The 17,558-nt window shown below is 65.4% G+C and carries 16 protein-coding genes; 10 read left to right on the top strand and 6 right to left on the bottom strand.

Annotated features, from left to right (window positions below; genetic code table 11):
- Positions 1 to 1,635 (top strand): flotillin family protein, encoded by a 1,635-nt coding sequence (locus JW030_RS11980; protein ID WP_188045600.1) that lies wholly within the window; start codon positions 1 to 3, stop codon positions 1,633 to 1,635.
- Between the two features lie 276 nt (positions 1,636 to 1,911).
- Here the strand turns inward: JW030_RS11980 and JW030_RS11975 are convergent, their stop codons facing one another.
- Both JW030_RS11975 and JW030_RS11970 read right to left on the bottom strand, forming a co-directional pair.
- A complete protein-coding gene (locus JW030_RS11975) occupies positions 1,912 to 2,436 on the bottom strand; it encodes a MarR family winged helix-turn-helix transcriptional regulator (protein WP_188045601.1) in 525 nt (174 codons plus the stop codon).
- Positions 2,429 to 4,147 (bottom strand): DHA2 family efflux MFS transporter permease subunit, encoded by a 1,719-nt coding sequence (locus tag JW030_RS11970; RefSeq protein WP_188045602.1) that lies wholly within the window; start codon positions 4,145 to 4,147, stop codon positions 2,429 to 2,431. The genes JW030_RS11975 and JW030_RS11970 overlap by 8 nt, the downstream gene beginning before the upstream one ends.
- 144 nt (positions 4,148 to 4,291) lie before the next feature.
- Between JW030_RS11970 and JW030_RS11965 the strand changes: the two genes are divergently transcribed.
- The 5 genes from JW030_RS11965 (at position 4,292) to JW030_RS11945 (ending at position 8,790) form a co-directional block, all read left to right on the top strand.
- Complete coding sequence (locus JW030_RS11965; RefSeq protein ID WP_256434431.1) at positions 4,292 to 5,425, top strand: 5-(carboxyamino)imidazole ribonucleotide synthase; 1,134 nt, start codon at positions 4,292 to 4,294, stop codon at positions 5,423 to 5,425.
- Between the two features lie 120 nt (positions 5,426 to 5,545).
- Complete coding sequence (locus JW030_RS11960; protein WP_188045604.1) at positions 5,546 to 7,057, top strand: APC family permease; 1,512 nt, start codon at positions 5,546 to 5,548, stop codon at positions 7,055 to 7,057.
- A gap of 251 nt (positions 7,058 to 7,308) precedes the next feature.
- Positions 7,309 to 7,752: a DUF1801 domain-containing protein gene (locus JW030_RS11955; protein WP_188045605.1), complete on the top strand. Its 444-nt coding sequence runs from the start codon at positions 7,309 to 7,311 to the stop codon at positions 7,750 to 7,752.
- Positions 7,753 to 7,795: 43 nt separating this feature from the next.
- A complete protein-coding gene (gene purE, locus JW030_RS11950; protein ID WP_188045606.1) occupies positions 7,796 to 8,317 on the top strand; it encodes a 5-(carboxyamino)imidazole ribonucleotide mutase in 522 nt (173 codons plus the stop codon).
- A gap of 11 nt (positions 8,318 to 8,328) precedes the next feature.
- Complete coding sequence (locus JW030_RS11945) at positions 8,329 to 8,790, top strand: HNH endonuclease (protein ID WP_188045607.1); 462 nt, start codon at positions 8,329 to 8,331, stop codon at positions 8,788 to 8,790.
- On the opposite strand, the gene JW030_RS11940 is transcribed toward JW030_RS11945, so the two are convergent.
- Entirely contained in the window at positions 8,689 to 9,777 is a 1,089-nt protein-coding gene (locus JW030_RS11940) for a glycosyltransferase (protein WP_188045608.1), read from the bottom strand. The two genes, JW030_RS11945 and JW030_RS11940, sit on opposite strands and share 102 nt — an antisense overlap.
- 176 nt (positions 9,778 to 9,953) lie before the next feature.
- Between JW030_RS11940 and galE the strand changes: the two genes are divergently transcribed.
- The 4 genes from galE to JW030_RS11920 all read left to right on the top strand — a co-directional run bounded on the left by galE (position 9,954) and on the right by JW030_RS11920 (position 14,041).
- Positions 9,954 to 10,967: a UDP-glucose 4-epimerase GalE gene (gene galE, locus JW030_RS11935; RefSeq protein WP_188045609.1), complete on the top strand. Its 1,014-nt coding sequence runs from the start codon at positions 9,954 to 9,956 to the stop codon at positions 10,965 to 10,967.
- Positions 10,964 to 12,355 (top strand): LCP family protein, encoded by a 1,392-nt coding sequence (locus JW030_RS11930; RefSeq protein WP_241095456.1) that lies wholly within the window; start codon positions 10,964 to 10,966, stop codon positions 12,353 to 12,355. Before galE ends, JW030_RS11930 begins: the two co-directional genes overlap by 4 nt.
- A 701-nt stretch (positions 12,356 to 13,056) precedes the next feature.
- Entirely contained in the window at positions 13,057 to 13,374 is a 318-nt protein-coding gene (locus JW030_RS11925) for a hypothetical protein (protein ID WP_188045611.1), read from the top strand.
- Positions 13,375 to 13,378: 4 nt separating this feature from the next.
- Positions 13,379 to 14,041, top strand: coding sequence for a hypothetical protein (locus tag JW030_RS11920; protein ID WP_188045612.1), 663 nt, complete (start codon positions 13,379 to 13,381; stop codon positions 14,039 to 14,041).
- Positions 14,042 to 14,110: 69 nt separating this feature from the next.
- Here JW030_RS11920 and JW030_RS11915 read toward each other — a convergent pair whose 3' ends face one another.
- From JW030_RS11915 to JW030_RS11905, 3 genes are all read right to left on the bottom strand, one after another.
- The gene (locus JW030_RS11915) at positions 14,111 to 15,505 is read right to left on the bottom strand and encodes a bifunctional dTDP-4-dehydrorhamnose 3,5-epimerase family protein/NAD(P)-dependent oxidoreductase (RefSeq protein WP_188045613.1); all 1,395 of its coding nucleotides are present in this window, start codon (positions 15,503 to 15,505) and stop codon (positions 14,111 to 14,113) included.
- A 2-nt stretch (positions 15,506 to 15,507) separates the two neighbouring features.
- Positions 15,508 to 16,509 (bottom strand): dTDP-glucose 4,6-dehydratase, encoded by a 1,002-nt coding sequence (gene rfbB, locus JW030_RS11910; RefSeq protein WP_241095455.1) that lies wholly within the window; start codon positions 16,507 to 16,509, stop codon positions 15,508 to 15,510.
- Between the two features lie 97 nt (positions 16,510 to 16,606).
- Positions 16,607 to 17,500: a glycosyltransferase gene (locus JW030_RS11905; protein WP_188045615.1), complete on the bottom strand. Its 894-nt coding sequence runs from the start codon at positions 17,498 to 17,500 to the stop codon at positions 16,607 to 16,609.
- Between the last annotated feature and the right edge of the window lie 58 nt (positions 17,501 to 17,558).

The raw sequence follows: 17,558 nt of genomic DNA, 5'->3' as shown, positions 1-17,558 counted from the left end.
ATGTTCTTAGCGACTCCCTCGATCGTGGGTGTGTTCGGCGCGATTATCGCGATCGTGCTCATCGCGCTCGTCGTCATCAAGCGGTACCGCATCGCCAAGCCCGACGAGGCGATCATCGTCACGGGCGGCAAGGGCAAGCGGGTCACCGAACCCGACGGCTCGGTGTCGCACGACCTGTCGGGCCAGAAGGTCGTCACCGGCGGCGGCGTGTTCGTGGTGCCGTTCATTCAGAAGTCGTTCTCGATCTCACTGCGCTCGCGTCGCCTCGCGATCACGACTGAAGCACAGACCACCGACGGCATCACCATTCAGGCGCAGGCCGTCGCCGTCGTCAAGGTCGGTGGTACGCAGGAGATGATTCGCGCCGCCGCCCAGCGCTTCCTCTCGAACTCCGACGAGATCGACGAGTCGACGCAGGAGGTGCTGTCGGGTTCGCTGCGTTCCATCATCGGCGGCCTCACCGTGCTGCAGATCATTCGGGATCGCGCCGTCGTCGCGCAGAACGTGCTCGAGGCGGCCGAAGAGGCGCTGACGAAGCAGGGCCTCGTCGTCGATACGCTGCAGATCCAGGAGATCCGGGACGGCTCGGACTACATCGTGAACATCGGTCGCCCCGAGGCGGCCAAGGTGCGCCAGCAGGCCGACATCGCCGAGACCAACGCCTACCAGGCGTCGGAAGAGGCGAAGATCAACACCCAGAAGGTGCTGCTCGACCGCAACCGAGAGCTGAAGTTGCGCCAGGCCGAGATCCAGGCCGAGACCGACAAGGCCGCCGCGCAGGCAGAGGCCGCGTCGCCGCTTGAGGACGCGATCCAGCGCCAGGCCATCGTCGCGCAGGAGGAGATCACCGCCAAGCGCGAGGTCGCTCTGCGCACCGAAAAGCTCAACGCCGACGTCCGCGCCGTCGCCGAGGCCGAGGCCTTCCGCCTCGAGGCGCTTGCGAAGGCCGACGCGGCTGCGGCGATCTCCGCCGCCGAGGGTCGCGCGCAGGCCGTCGAGCGCGAGGGTCTCGCGAGCCGCTCGGCTCGTATCGCCAACGCCGAGGCCCTGGCGGCCGAGGGCGAGGCCGAGGCCCGTGCCATCCGCGCCAAGGGTGAGGCCGAGGCTGCCGCGATCGACGCACGCGGTCGCGCGCTCGAGACGCAGTCGGAAGCGGTGCTCGCACAGGAGCTCATCCATCTGCTGCCCGAGATTGCCGGCAAGTACGCCGAGGCAATCGGCGCGATCGACACCATGACCGTGGTTTCGGCCGACGGCACCTCGAAGGTGGCGGCCGACGCGATGGGCAACATCAAGGGCCTGCTCGACATGGCGCGCGACACGGTCGGCATTGATCTCGTCGGCATGCTGAACGGCGTCACCGCCGGCGCCGCGACGGGTGCGGCCGCTGGCCGTGCGTCGCGCGGCTCGGGCGCTGACTTCGCTGATGCGGGGGCGGGGGCTGCCCGCGAGCTGGCCGAGGCTTCGGGCTCGGTCGCGCGTGCGGCCGACTCGCTCGCCGACAGCGTCGGCACGGTGTCGAGCTCGGCGGCGACGTCTGCTTCGTCGCTGGGTTCCTCGGCGGCACGCCTGGGCGAGTCGGCGTCGTCGCTCGGCGATCACGCCGCTGACGCGGCGGGGGCTGCGGCAGAGTAGCACTCACTACGCAGCAGCGCCCCACCTCGGCTGAGGTGGGGCGATGCTGCGTTTGGGGGAGGATCCTGTGGTGCGTGCCCTGGGTAATTTGGTCGCCGCCGCGGCGGCACCGCCTTTCACCCGATAGTAGATTCGCCCCAGAACTCACCAAATCGCCCGAATTCGTACTATTCAACGCGGATCTACTATTGAGAGTGAAAGGCCGCGAGAGCCGCCGGGCGCCGGCTTGGGGCGCCGGCTTGGGGCGCCGGCTTGGGGCGCCGGGCGCCGCCGCGTTTACGAGGAAGCGGGATCCTGCGCCACATGCCCCGGCGTGCACCGGGCAGATGGCGAAGCCGAGTCCTCGAAGAAGTCGGCGCTGCCGTTGAACCGCCGCAGCAGGTCGCGCAGCTGCACGATGTCCTCGGCGCCCCAGTCAGCGAAGCGCTGGCGGTACTGCTCCGACATCTGGCTCCGCACCTCGTCGAGCCGCGTGCGCGCCAGCTCGGTGCCGGTAAGCAGCGTGACCCGGCGATCCTCGGCCGCGGCCTGCGCATCCACCAACTCGAGCTTGCGCAGCAGCGCTACCTGCCGGCTGATCATCGCTTTGTCCATGCGCAGCCGGTGCCCGATCTCGGTCGCCGTGATCGGACCCTTCTTGAGGATTACCTGCAGCACGAAGATCGATCCGCCCGACAGCTCGGGGTGCAGCTGCTCCGTGAACTCGGTCCACCGCGTGCGGATGAACGAGAACGTCTCGGAGAACTCGGCGATCACGTCGAGGATCGGGTCGTGCGGGTGGTCCCGCTCGGGCTTAGTCACGAGAGTCGACGTTACCCGAGTCTGTACGTGCGGCACGCGCCTGAACGGGAATTGATCCGGTCATCACGAACTCGCCATTCGCGGAAAGCCCGGTTTCGACGAGCGTCTGCTCGGCGGCTGCGACGCGCGACCGCTCCTTCTCGGCGAGCAATTGCGAGGTCGTCTTGTTGCCGAGGGGGATGTTCGGCAGGAAGATGATCGCGATCAGTGCGACGAGGGCGAGCGGCACGGCGGCCAGGAAGATGTCGCCGATCGCGTGCCCGTATGCCGCCTCGACCACCTCGCGGATGGGCAGGGGAAGCTCCGCAATCTTCGGGATGCCGCCGCCCTTGAGCGCCTCGACGCCCGCAAGCTGCGCGGGGGCAAGGTGCTTCAGGCCCGAGGCGATGAAGTCGATGACCTGCGTGCCGAGCATGGCGCCCAGCACGGACATCCCGGCGGTGCCGCCGATCGTGCGGAAGAAGGTGACGGACGAGCTAGCGACGCCGATCTCGGTGGGTGAGACGGTGTTCTGCACGATGAGCACGAGGTTCTGCATGCACATGCCGACGCCGGCGCCGAGCACGGCCATCGATACGCCCACGTACCAGAACGAGGTGTCGGAGCGCAGTTGGCCCATCAGCGCGAGGCCGATGCCCATCAGGATCGCACCCAGCACGACGTACCGCTTCCACTTCCCGGTGCGCGAGATGACCTGGCCGACGATGGTCGACGCGACCAGCAGGCCGAGCATCATCGGAATGGTGAGCAGGCCCGACTCGGTCGGGGTCTTGCCGCGGGCAAGCTGCATGTACTGTCCGAGGAAGATCGCGGTGCCGAACATGGCGACGCCGACCGCGAGGCTCGCGATGACGGCCATCGTGAAGGTGCGGTTCTTGAACAGGGTGAGCGGAATCATCGGCTCTTCGACGGTCAGTTCGACGAATACGGCGGCGATGAGCACGGCGACGCCGCCGCCCGCCATCGCGAGGGTCTGCCACGACCACCAGTCGAACTGGGTGCCCCCCAGGGTGGCCCAGATGAGCAGGCTCGAGAACCCGGCGGAGATGAGGACCGCGCCGAGGTAGTCGATCTTCACCTTGCGTTTGAGTGTCACGAGGTGCAGCGACTTCTGCAGGATGATGATGGCGACGATTGCGACCGGGACGGAGACGAAGAAGTTCCAGCGCCACCCGAACGCGTCGGTGATGACGCCGCCGAGCAGCGGCCCGCCGATTGTCGGGACGGCCATGACGGCGCCCATGACGCCCATGTACTTGCCGCGGTCGCGCGGGCTGATGATGTCGGCCATGACGATCTGGCCGAGGGCTGCGAGGCCGCCGCCGCCGAGGCCCTGGAGTACGCGGAAGCCGATGAGCCAGTTCGCGTCAGGGGCGAAGCCGGCGAGGATGGTGCCGAGGGTGAAGATGACGAGCGCGAGCTGCAGCAGGAGCTTCTTGCTGCTGAGGTCGGCGAGCTTGCCCCAGATGGGGGTCGAGATCGCGGTGGCGAGCATGGTCGCCGTGATCACCCAGGTGTAGGCCGCCTGGCCGCCGCCGAGGTCGGCGATGATGAGTGGCATAGACGAGCCGACGACCGTCGATGCGAGCATCGAAACGAAGATGCTGAGGAAGATGGCGGCGAGGGCGGCGTTCTTGGCGCGGCCGTGCAGCAGCCCGTCGTGTGCGGCGGGGGCCGCAGCGGCGGCGGTAGCGGGGGAGGTGCGTGGCATTCGGGTGTGGGATCCTTCGACGCGGCGTAATTCGTTGATAAACATCAACTATAAGGCAATTGGTTGATGAAAGTCAACTGATCCCGGATGCGGCAGAATAGTGGCAGGCGCCGCGATCCTGGCGGTCGCGCACGAGGGAGACACGTGACCACGAAGATCGGCGTAATCGGCGGCGGACAGCTTGCGCGAATGATGATCCCCCCGGCGATCAACCTCGGCTTAGGCATCAGCGTGCTCGCCGAGGTCGACGGCTCGAGCGCCGCCCGTGCGGCCGATGCGGTCGGCGACTACCGCGATCCTGAGACCGTCTATGCCTTCGCCGAGACCGTCGACGTGATCACCTTTGACCACGAGCACGTGCCGCAGGAGATCCTGCTCGAGCTCGAGCGACGCGGCGTCCCTGTGCACCCGCGGCCCGGCGCCCTGCAGTTTGCCCAGGACAAGATCTTGATGCGCGAGAAGCTCACCGAGCTCGGCGTCCCCGTGCCTGCGTGGGCCGCGGTCGCCGATGAGCAGGAGCTCGACGCGTTCCTCGCTGAGCGCGGCGGACGCGCGGTCGTGAAGACGGCCCGCGGTGGCTATGACGGCAAGGGCGTGCGCGTCGTTGCCTCGGCGGTCGAGGCCCGCGACTGGTTCACCGCGCTTGACGAGGACGGCCGGGGCGGCCAGCTGCTCGCCGAAGAGCTCGTCGATTTCACCCGCGAACTCTCGCAGCTCGTCGCCCGCCGACCGAGCGGCGAGGTGCGCGCCTGGCCCGTCGTCGAGACGGTGCAGCTGGACGGCGTGTGCTCGGAAGTGCTCGCGCCCGCACCCGTCGCGAACCCCGCAACCCTCGACGAAGCGGCCAGGATCGGCGCCATCGTCGCGGAGGGCGTCGGAGTGACTGGCGTGCTCGCGGTCGAAATGTTCGAGACGGCCGACGGCCGCGTGCTCGTGAACGAGCTCGCCATGCGCCCGCACAACTCGGGCCACTTCTCGATCGAGGGATCGGTCACCAGCCAGTTCGAGCAGCACCTGCGCGCGGTCGCCGACCTCCCGCTCGGCGACACCTCGATGACCGCGCCCGCCGCCGTCATGGTAAATGTGCTCGGCGGCCCCGCCGAGGGCACGATGGCGCTGCGCTATCCGTCCGCGCTCGCCGCACACCCGCGTGCGAAGGTCCACAGCTACGACAAGACGCCGCGGCCGGGCCGCAAGGTCGGGCACGTCACGGTGACTGGGCAGGATCTCGCCACGGTGCGGGCCGAGGCGAACGCGGCGGCCGACGCGTTCAAGTAGGTCCGGGAATGCGGGGCTGATCCGGCATTTCTGATGCGTGTTTCGCCCGAAGTGCCCCTATGCTGGCGCCACGGGCGGTAGTTCGGCCCGGGTCTGTATTGATCCGAAGGGAATGGGACAATGACGTCTCCACGCGAAACAGAGCACCTGGGTGACGCCGATCACCTCGCCGTGCTCGGCTATGAAGGCAAATTCGATCGCTCCATGAGTCTCTGGGCGAACTTCGCCCTGGGCTTCACCTATCTCTCGCCCCTCGTGGGCGTCTACTCGCTGTTCGCGGTCGCACTCGCGACGGGTGGCCCACCATCGATCTGGTGGATCGTCATCGTCGGCGCCGGCCAGCTCACCGTGTCGGTGGTGTTTGGCGAGGTGGTCTCGCAGTACCCGATTCACGGGGGCATCTACCCGTGGGCGCGGCGACTCTGGGGCAAGCGCTACGCATGGATGGCCGCCTGGGTGTACATCTGGGCCCTCATCGTGACGATCACCGCGGTGGCCGAGTTCGGTGCGGGCTTCGTCGCGAGCCTGCTCGGCATCGAGGTCACGCCGCTCGTCGGTCTGCTCACCTCGCTCGGCCTGCTACTGCTCGCGCTCGCGATCAACTTCACGGGCACGAAGTCACTCGCCAGGATCGCCCGCATTGGGCTGTTCGCCGAGCTCATCGGGGTGATCGGCGTCGGCCTGTACCTGCTGCTCTTCAAGCGCGAGCACCCCTTCTCGATCTTCTTCGACTCGATGGGCACCGCGGGCGACGGCTCGTACATCCCCGTCTTCTTCGCCTCAGCGATCGCCGGCCTCTTCCTGTTCTACGGGTTCGAGGCGTGCGGCGACGTGGCGGAAGAGGTGTCTGACCCGGCCCGCAGGATCCCGAAGGCCATGATGATGACCATTCTCGTGGGCATGGTGTCGGCCCTCTTCTCGTTTGGCGGCTACGTACTTGCGGCCCCCAACCTCGAGCAGATCGTCGCGGGCGAGGTGGGCGACCCGATCCCGGCGATCCTGGAGGCGAGCCTCGGGACGGTGGGGGCGAAGATCTTCCTCGTCGTCGCGATCATCGCCTTCATCTCGTGCGTGCTGAGCCTGCAGGCGGCCGCGAGCCGACTGCTCTACTCGTTCGCGCGGGACGGCATGCTGCCCGGCCACGTGTGGCTCGCGAAGGTGTCGGAGCGCACGAAGGTGCCCACCAACGCCCTCATCGTCGCCTGCACCGTGCCGGCCCTGATCTGCGTGCTGATTTTCCTGAACGACAGCATCCTGGTGCCGGTTACCGCGTTCGCGATCCTCGGCATCTACCTCTCGTTCCAGATGGTCGTGCTCGCCGCGCTCCGTCAACGGTTCAAGGGGTGGAAGCCCGCCGGACCGTTCAACCTCGGCACGCTCGGCTTTGTCATCAACGTCGTCGCGCTGGCGTATGGCATCTTCGCGATGTACCTGCTGGCGACCCCGGGCTCGAGCGGCGACTTCTTCGCCGACTACGTGGTGCTGATCGGGCTCTTCGTCGTGCTCGTGACCGGACTGATCTACCTGTTCGTCGCGCGCCCCGACCGGAAGTCGGACGCCCCCGGGGGCGACGCCATCGCGGTGGCCGACGAGATCCGCCGCCGGACGGGGCAGGTGCCGACGCACCGGTAGCGCTCTCTGGAAGTGCGGGGCCCGCGAGAGGTTGGCGCGGGCCCCGCTGGCCGGGCAGGGCCGAACGCCGCAGGTCTCTGCGCGATCACACTTCCCGGAGCCCGAAATGGGACGCACGGCCTCCGGGAAGTGAGATTGCTCCGGGAAGTGTGAGCGCGGCGCGGCGGGGCGGATCATGAATCGAGAAGCCACACGGCCCGAATGCTCGCTAGCGTGGAAGCACTCAAGTCACCACGGCGAAAGGGCAGATCATGGCGGGCACAACGAACGGATTCTCGGCGGAGGAACGTGCGGCGATGAAGGCGCGGGCGCAGGAGCTCAAGAACGAGGCCCGCACGGCGCGGGGCGCCGAGAAGGCGGCCGCGGAGGAGAAGGCGGTGCTCGAGAAGATTGCCGCCATGCAGTCGCCGGATCGCGAGCTCGCCGAGCGGGTACACGCGATCGTGGGCGAGGCCGCCCCCGAACTGGCGCCCAAGCTGTACTACGGGCAGCCGGGGTATGCGCGGGCGGGCAAGGTCGTCTGCTTCTTCCGCAGTGGGCTTGACGACAAGGAGCGGTACTCCACCTTCGGGTTCAGCGCGGCGGCGAATCTTGATGTCGCGGGTGGCATGTGGCCCACCTCGTACGCGCTGGCCGAGATGGACGCGGCGGCCGAGTCGGCCCTCGGCGAGCTGGTGAAGCGCGCGGTCGGTTGAGGATGACGCCAGCCCGCGCGGCCCCCGCCGCTACGATGGAGCCATGAGCGATCGCACCACGCAGAGTCCCCTTGTCGGCGTCATCATGGGGTCCGATTCGGACTGGAACGTGATGAGCGAGGCCGTCGCGGCCCTTCGCGAATTTGGCATCCCGCACGAGGTGCAGGTCGTGAGCGCGCACCGCACGCCCGAGAAGATGATGAGCTACGGCCGTGAGGCGGCGAGCCGCGGGCTGCGCGTCATCATCGCCGGCGCCGGCGGTGCCGCGCATCTGCCGGGCATGGTCGCCTCGCTGACGAGCCTCCCCGTGATCGGCGTGCCCGTGCCGCTGTCGCGCCTCGACGGTATGGACTCGCTGCTGTCGATCGTGCAGATGCCCGGCGGCATCCCGGTCGCGACCGTGTCGATCGGGGGCGCGAAGAACGCTGGGCTGCTGGCGGCCCGGATCCTGGGCTCGGGTGACCCTGAACTGACCGCGAAGCTGGACGCCTATGCGGCGGGCCTCGCCGAGATGGTCGAGACGAAGGACGCCGCTCTGCAGCTGCGGGTCGCGGAAGAGGCGTAGGCCGCAGGGCCATGGCTGTCTCGCAGAGCCGTCGCGCTCGCGCCCAGCGCCGGCGGACGAAGCGGGTCGCCGCGGCTGACAACGACCTGACGCTCGCGCAGTGGGACGACATTCTCTCGGCGTGGGGCGGGTGCGCCTATTGCGGTGCCCTCGACGACGCACTGCAGAAGGACTGCGTGCTGCCCATCTCGCGCGGTGGCCGGTACACGCTTGAGAATGTGGTGCCCGCGTGCAGGTCGTGCAACGCGAGCAAGTCCAACAGCGAGGTAACGTCGTGGATGCGCAGTCGGCGCCGGGACGAACCTCTGTTCCTGCGGCGCTGGGTGGAGGCGCTCGCGGTGTTGCGTGCCGCTGAGCAGGCTGCGGTTGACCTAGAGGTCGGCGTGCAGTTCCCAGAGGTGCCAGGCGGTGCTGCGCCAGGTGAAGGTGCGGCCGCGATCCTCGGCCAGGAGCGCGAGGCGACCGCGGGCTGACTCGTTTGAGCAGAGCTCGTTCAGCGTGCGCAGCAGGTCAGCAGCGTCGGTGAAGGCGACTCCGCCGTCGAGCGCGATTTCCGCGGTACCGGCGATGCTGGCGTGCAGGATCGGGACGCCCTGGGCGAGCGCGCCGTGCTCGACGTAGCCGGAGCCGACCGAGATCTGCGGCTGTACGAGCAGCAGCGCGCCGGAGATCGCGACGCCCACGTTGTCCTGCTCATCGACCGAGACGTAGTGCACGCGTCCGTCAAGCCGCGGGCGCGCGGGCGCCTCTTCGGCGCCTTTCGCCTCGGGAGGTGTGCCGAGGACGACGAGGTCGGGAAGTTCGGGGGAGGCCTCGAGGGCATCCAAGATCCAGTCGAGCCGGCAGTGCTCAGCCTGCGACGCCGAGGTCAGGATGTAGCGCTCGGGCAGGCCGAGGGCGGCGCGGCGCGCGTCGGCGTCTTTCGGGCGCAGGAAGCTCGAGGGTGCGGCGAGCGGTACGACCCGGATCGGGGCGTTCGACCCGTACACGCCGCGGAGCACCTCGGCGACCGCGTGGGTCGGCGTGATGATGAGGTCTGCGTGGCGCATCGCGCGGCGGGTGAACGCGCGCATGAGGCGCGCGGTCTGGCCGGGCATGCACTCGGGCGCTTCCCACGGGAGGGCGTGAGGGATAGTGATAGTCGACTGCGACTCGTCTTCGCGCGAGCGAAGCGGCGCCATTGCGGTGAGGGAGTGCACGAGTGCGCCATCGAGCGAGCGGGCTGCTGTGCCGCTTTGCCACATCACCGGGAGCGCGGAGGCCGGGAGCTGCATGCGGTGCACCGTCAGATTAGGGTGATTCAGCTCGGGGGGAGTCGACGTGCGACCCACCAGCATCTCGACGCCGCAACCGCGGGGAGTCGACCCGGCGAGGGCAAGCGCGAGATCTTGAACGGCAGTGAGGCTGGCGACCAGGTCCGCATCGGGAAACGGTTCACCGATGAGGGTCAGAGTTGCCATCACTCGCCCCTTTCGTTCCACAGATTCTGGACTGAATCTCAAGTCTATGGCCCGCCGAAGCGCGCCCGATGACTCTGAGCGGGATCATCGCGAATTGTGACCAAGTTCCCAGCGCGTCGGCAGCAATCGGCGGTTCCGCAGCAAGTCGCGCCCGTTGCAAGGTTAGCCTTGTCCTCATGCGTGTACTCCTCACTGGCGGCGCCGGCTACATCGGCTCGCACACCGCGCTCGTGCTGCTCGAGCGCGGGCATGACGTCGTTGTGCTCGACGACTATTCGAACGGCTCGCCTGAGGCGACCCGTCGTGTCGCCGAGCTCGCGGGTCGTGAAGTGACGTCAGTTCGGGCAGATCTCACTGACCTGGCGGCCGCGCGGGAGGCACTTACGGGCATCGACTTCGATGCGGTCGTGCACTTCGCTGGATTGAAGGCGGTGGGGGAGTCAGCCGCGCAGCCGTCTCGCTACTACCGGGTGAACCTCGACTCGACCATCACCCTGCTCGATCTCATGGAAGAGCGCGGAGTTGACACGCTCGTGTTTAGCTCATCTGCGACGGTCTACGGTGACCCGCAGACTCCGACCATTTCGGAGAGCCACGCGGTTGGGGTCGGACTGACCAACCCCTATGGCTGGTCGAAGTTCATGAACGAGCAGATAATTCGTGACGCTCAGATCGCCCGGCCAGAGCTGGCGGCGACTCTGCTGCGCTATTTCAACCCGGTGGGCGCTCACGCCTCAGGGAAGATCGGTGAAGATCCAAAGGGAACACCCAATAACCTTATGCCCTACGTGGCGCAGGTTGCCTCGGGTCGCCGCGAGCGCCTCGCGGTGTTTGGCAGCGACTACGACACTCCGGATGGCACCGGCGTGCGCGACTACATTCACGTGATGGATCTCGCAGAGGGACACGTCGCCGCACTCGAGCGCGCCGAGGCGGGGGTGCGCACCTACAACCTGGGCTCAGGCATCGGTTCAAGCGTGCTCCAGGCGGTTCGCGCGTTTGAACGCGCCTCGGGCCGTGAAATTCCGTTCGACCAGGTTGCGCGACGCCCGGGGGACGTGGCCGTCGTCATTGCAGATCCTGCGCTAGCGAATGCCGAGCTTGGCTGGCGCGCGACCCGCACGCTTGACGATGCCTGCAGAGATGCATGGACGTGGCAGTCAGCGAACCCCATGGGGTACGACGCGTGAGCGCGACGCTGGATCTCGAGCGCCCGCTGCGCCACCCTGATGCAGGCTCGGCGCCGCTTATGACGAAGCGGGCCCGCTGGCTCGTCGTGCTCGGGTTCTTCCTACCGGGCAGCGCGCAGGTGCTCGCCGGGAGCAAGAAGCTTGGGCGCTTTGGGCTCGGCATCACTTTCACCCTGATTGGCCTGCTCCTGCTCGCCGCCGTCGGCTTTTTCGTCGCGCGCACTTTCACCCTCACGATCGCGACCAACACCATCGTGCTCCTGCTGCTGCAGGGGCTGCTCATCGCCTACGCGATCTTTTGGCTCGTGCTCGGATTCAATACTTTGAAGCTTGCGCGCATCCCCCGTGTGGCGAAGAAGTGGCGGCTGCCGATCGCCATTCTTTCGATCCTGCTGACCGTCGTGCCCTCGGTGGGTGCCGTGTGGGCCTCGACCGCCGTCGGCGCGGGCCGCGCGGCGATCTCTTCCATTTTTGGCGGGGGAGCGCCCGCCGTTGCGCCGGTCGATGGTCGATATAACATCTTGCTGTTGGGCACCGACGCTGGTGCCGACCGCGAGGGCCTGCGCCCCGACAGCATCTCGCTGATCAGCGTCGATGCCGAGACGGGACAGTCTGTGGTGGTGGGTCTGCCCCGCGAGCTGCAGAACATGCCATTCCCCGAGACCTCTCCGATGTACGCGGCGCACCCGAGCGGGTTTGGCGCCGACTGGGGTTGCAACATCGGTCTGTGCTACCTCAATGGGGTTTACGCGGAGGCTGAGTTCTTCACGCCCGAGCTGTACCCGGACGCGACTTCGCGCGGCTCATCGCCCGGCATTGAAGCGACCAAGGACGCGGTGTCTGGTGCGACGGGCCTTGAGGTGCAGTTCTATGTACTGATCGATATGGAGGGTTTCGCGAAGCTCATCGATGCGCTGGGCGGCGTGCAGATCGACGTCAAGGAGCAGCTGCCCATCGGCGGCCAGATCGATGAGAACACGGGCGAACTTTACGGGGTTGTCGGCTGGATCGAGCCGGGCCTACAAACGATGGATGGGTTCACTGCCGAGTGGTACGCCCGTTCACGCTATGGCTCGGCGCGCGGCGACTATGACCGCATGGACCGCCAGCGTGAGCTGCAGGCTGCGATCTTGGCCCAGGCGAACCCGGCAAATGTGTTGATGCGCTTCCAAGAGCTCGCGGCGGCGGGAACGAACCTGGTCGAGACGGACATCCCGGAATCGATGCTGGGACGGTTCGTGGACCTGGCCTCGAAGGCAAAGAATCACACGCCGGTGAACGTGCAACTCACACCACCCGAGGTGGACCCGGAATACCCGGACTACGCCCAGATTCATCAGCTGGTGCTGAACGGGATTGCGGCGGCCTCACCGCCGCCGGCGGAATAGTGGCGCAGGTCCCAGTTCAACCTGACGCACAGGATGATCCATAGGCGGCTGTTCCTTGCGTGAACTATTCCAGAACGCTCGGTGACGGGTCGTTAGGCGGAGACGAACCAATACTCGTGAGTATCAACTTGGGGCAGACGACGCTTGGCGATGTGACAGCCGAGCGCAAGTCATATTTGCGCGTGGCTGTTTGAGTGATGGTCGTTGCCCGGTTGGCTGGGTCGGCGCGGTCCTCAGCGTGTCCGCGAACTGGATCCGGCGCACCTTCGGCCTCATCTCGGTTGACCAGATGCCCATGCACCTTCTCGGAGCGTGAGGTGCGGAGACGACCGGCGCGGAGAGCGGCTATATCAGCACGTTGGTGTGGCAGGCGCTGGTGATCCCGCTCGTAGTCGTGTTTCTTGGTGTTCCTGTTCGCGAGGGTGCTTCGACGTCGCAGGCCGCGTGACTATGCCGTTGCGCCAAAGTGCACCGTACTGGGTCGGACCCTTCGCGCTGGCGCGGATCGGGTCAAGCCTCGCCGCTGGGCTCCTGCCGTGTTCTCAAACGTTATGTCGGTCATGAGCTTCGCGGTATTCGTGCAGGTGGTAGGCCTGCCACAATGCACTCGCTCGATAACTACGAACCTCTTGATGGATAAGCGCTACTTGGTGCCCGAGGTTGACGCATAGGAACTCGCTATTTCGCAAGACACGGCAGAGATGCCCAAGAACCTTGTGGTCATTTTTATGGAGTCGATCGAAACGGCACTCGCTGATGACTCGCTCCCTGAAGAGAGCATGCTTGCTCAGATTGAGCAGGCTACTGCCGGCGGGGAGAGCATTCCGGCGCTCGAACAGTATCCGGGTGGCGGATGGACGAAGGCCGGCATCGTCGGGACTGAGCGTGGCTTTCCTTTGAGGGGAGCTGGTGTGGGTGAGAACGACATTAATGCAAATGAGATTGGCGCTGAAAATGATGCGTACCTGCCTGGGGGTCACTTGCTGGCGACGTACTCTCTTACGCTGCCACGGCTATGACGAATTGAAGGATTTTCAATACGGGGAGAAGTCGGGCGAGACAGAAGTCAGCCCTTGGGGTCTGTCCGATCGCGCATCTATGGAGCAGGCGAAGGATGAGGTGACCGGGCTCCATGATGCAGGCCAGCCGTTTGACCTGACGATGCTCACTCTCGATTTGCATGAGCCAGCGCACCTGTTTGACCACTGCCCGCTGGCCACGGAGGCCGAAATGACCTCCGTGGTTCGTAGCGCCATGGAGCAGGCAGCCGGCTTCGTGACGTATCTCGAAGAGACGGACTACCTAGAAGACGCCATCGTCGTCCTGACCGGAGATCTCCAGAATATGCTCGCAGAAGGTGGTGCTTTTTGGGACGAGCCGGCGGGGAATCCAGACCACTCCCTCTTCAACCGGCTATGTGGCCCGGACGGTGTGACGATCGCCCGACATCGCATCGATGAGCTGAGTACATACGGCACTACATTCGATCTTTCGGACTTGGGTCGAGCCGACAAGAACGCAGGCATCGGTGTGTCGGTGCAGCTCGCGTCGGTCGAACCCGCGACGGAAAGCGTGCTTGCTCTGACGAGTGATCGATGTATCGAGATGGTGGAATCCCGCTCAGCCAACCTTTACCGCACACTCTGGAACCCGACTGCCGGGCCGACCGTTGAGGTGCGCGGGTAATCTGCCGCTGGCGAAAAAACGCCACCCTGGCCGTACTGTGAGGTCTGACCGGGGTGGCGTTCTTCTGTTCTAGAGTGTTGAAACGTAGCTCGACAAAGCGGCCGATGCTTCGCGAGGAATGAAACCTGCGGCCTCGATCTTTCCGAGCGAGAGAGTGCTGTTCAAGGGGCGAGGCGCAACCTGCTTGCCGGCAAAGTACTCCGCTGTGCTGACCCCCCTGACGCGAGCAGGGTTGTGGCCAGACGCCGCATAGACAAGTCTTGCGACCTCGGCCCACGACATTGACGGGCCCTCGTTCGTCAGGTTGTAGACGCCAAACTCCGGGCGCGACCGAAGTAGGTGCGCGATGCCCGCCGCGATGTCCTCGGTGAAACTCAACCGGCCAATCTGATCATCGACGACGCTCGGGTCGATGCCTCGCTCGGCAAGCGAGTGCATGGTGCGAACGAAATTGTTCCCGTCGCCAATTACCCAGCTCGTTCGCACAATATAGTGGCGAGGGACTGTCGAGACAAGGGCATCGCCCGCGGCCTTAGTTTGGCCGTAGACGCCGAGCGGAGCGAATGCGTCCTCCTCGGTGTACATGTCCTGCGCACCATCAAACACATAGTCGCTCGAGACGTGCACGAGTGTGATGCCGTGTTCTGTAGCCGCCTTCGCCAGCCGGGCGACACCGGTCACGTTCGCCGCCCATGCCACAACGCGGCCGGAATCTGTCTCGGCGTCGTCGACCTTTGTGTAGGCGGCGGCGTTCACAATCGTGTCGTAGTCAGCGAACCGAATACCGGCGAAGGCATCGGGTGACGCGAGATTCACCCGCGAGCGATCAGCGAAATCGGCATTTGGAAGCAGCTCGCGTAGCGCGCGCCCAAGCTGACCATTTGCGCCGAGCACGAGAGTGCGTTTCGGTTTCATCGGGACAACGTCGCCGAGCTCGGGGTGCGCGAGGTCCTTTGCGGAACGCTCCGCATCGTCTAAGGGGATAGGCCAGGTGATTGCCGCGGTCGGGTCGGCCAGGTTGAGGAAGGTGTACTCGCTCTGTGCCTCCGCACTCCAGTGCGCGTTCACGAGGTACACGTAGGCAGTGTCGTTTTCGAGCGTCTGGTAAGAGTTACCGACGCCTCGAGGAACGAAGATGGCGGTCGAGGGGCCGAGCTCAGCTGTGAACACCTTGCCGAAAGTGTCGCCCTCGCGAAGGTCAACCCAAGCGCCGAAGATCTTTCCGGTGGCGACCGAGACGAATTTATCCCAGGGCTCGGCATGAATGCCACGGGTGGCGCCGGCCTTGTCGTTGAAAGAAATGTTGTTCTGCACCGGCCCGAAATCGGGCAATCCGAGCGCGACCATCTTCTCGCGCTGCCAGTTCTCTTTGAACCACCCGCGGTTGTCACCGTGAACGGGGAGGTCAAGCAGTACGAGTCCAGGGATAGTGGTCTCGCGCAGCGTGAGCGGTTTCGCGACCATACCTACTGCCCCTGCTCGCGGTACTTTGCCTCGGTCTCGGCCTTCTGCGGCTGCCACCAAGCCTCGTTCTCGCGGTACCACTCGATCGTCGCAGCAATTCCCTGCTCGAAGTCGGGGAACGACGGGGTCCAGCCGAGCTCGGTGCGCAACTTGGTTGAGTCGATCGCATAACGAAGGTCGTGGCCAGGGCGGTCGACAACGTGATCGTAGGCGTCTTGAGCCTGGCCCATCTTCTCGAGGATCAGCTCGAGTACATCCTTGTTGTTCTTCTCTCCGTCTGCGCCGATCAGGTAGGTCTCGCCTTTGCGGCCAGCCTCGACGATGCGGAGCACTGCAGACGAGTGATCGTCCGCGTGGATCCAATCGCGGACGTTCAGCCCCTCGCCGTATAGCTTGGGTCGCTCGCCGGTGAGTATGTTGGTGATTTGGCGAGGAATGAACTTCTCGACGTGCTGGCGTGGCCCATAGTTGTTCGAGCAGTTCGACAGGGTGGCGTTGATTCCGAACGAGCGCACCCATGCACGCACCAGCAGGTCAGAGCCTGCCTTCGTCGAGGAGTAGGGGCTTGACGGGTTGTAGGGCGTTGACTCGCTGAACCGGTTCGGATCGTCGAGCTCAAGGTCGCCATACACTTCGTCCGTCGAGATGTGGTGATAGCGCTTCTCGTGACGACGCACTGCCTCGAGCAGCGTGTAGGTGCCAACGATATTCGTGTCGAGGAACGGCTTCGGGTCGTGCAACGAGTTGTCGTTGTGGGACTCAGCCGCGTAATGCACCACGACGTCGGAGTCGGCGACCAGCTGGTCGACGAGAGCAGTATCGCAAATGTCGCCGTGGACGACGGCTACACGATCTGCGGGAAGCCCAGCAAGAGAAGCCTTGTTCCCAGCGTAGGTGAACTTGTCGAGTACTGTCACGACGTCGTCAGTGTTCGCGACGAGATAGTGCACGAAGTTGGATCCGATGAAACCGGCGCCCCCGGTCACGAGAATCTTGCGGGCCACGAGCGGTCCTCCTGAAGAAGTGGTTGAATGCCCCAGCCGGGCGGAAGTCCCTCTAATCCTATGGGCGAAGCCGTTGAAGCCGCTGAGTCGGGCCAGACTAGGCCGAAGTTTGATCGCGAGCCAGCGATTTGAGTTTGAGTATTCCTCGGATGCGAAGCCCCGCAACGATGGCATATCGGACCGGGGCTTGCCAGAATCCGGAGTATCGCTTCGACATGAATCTGATCGCGCTGCTCGTCATGGCCCGTTCAACAACGACGGCATGTTTCTTCGTTGAGTGCGCCCCAGAATGGTGGACGCTGATGGTGGGATCGAAGAGATTCGTGAATCCAGCGAGGCCGATCCGATAGCCAAGGTCGATGTCCTCGAAATGCATGAAGTAAGCCTCATCCCAGCCCCCGATGCGCTCAAACACCCCACGCTTGACCATGACGGCCGCGCCTGAAAGCGATCCCGTTGTCCTGAGCGTCGAGTAGTTATAAGCATCCTGGTAGCGGCGAGTCCACGGATTGCCCGCCCAAATTTTGCTAAACAGGGCATGCCCGACGCCCGTGCTCAGCGACGGAATGTTCCGCGCCGAGGGGTATACGCTTCCGTCGTCGTTGAGGAGGCGTGGGCCGATGCTGCCTGCGCTGTGGCTTGAAGCGAGCGTGTGCGCCAGCGGCCCAACTGCAGGCTCGAGGAAGCTGACGTCGGGGTTGCAAAAAAAATACGAGTCGAACGATTCTTTGAGCGCACGCACTCCGGCGTTCATGCCGGCACCATAGCCCGGGTTTGATTCCAATGGAACATAGATCGCCTCGAAGTCGGACGCGATCTCGCGTACGTTCTGATCATCAGGTTTGTTGTCGACAACGACCACGGTCTGTTCCGCGCCGTGGTGGGCGCGGAGCGTCTTCAGGAAGTCCCGCAGCACTTCGCCGGAACCGTAGCTCACGGTGATGACGGCGGAGCGCAGAGGTGGGAGGGGATCCTGTCCGGGGGCGAGCATAGGCTTCATTCTACTTTCCAGGAATCAGCGACGTCGGGGCTGGTCCAGGCCACGTTCG

Source organism: Leucobacter sp. CX169, from assembly GCF_017161405.1.
GTDB lineage: Bacteria > Actinomycetota > Actinomycetes > Actinomycetales > Microbacteriaceae > Cx-87.
This window is presented reverse-complemented; position numbering and strand designations above follow the sequence as displayed.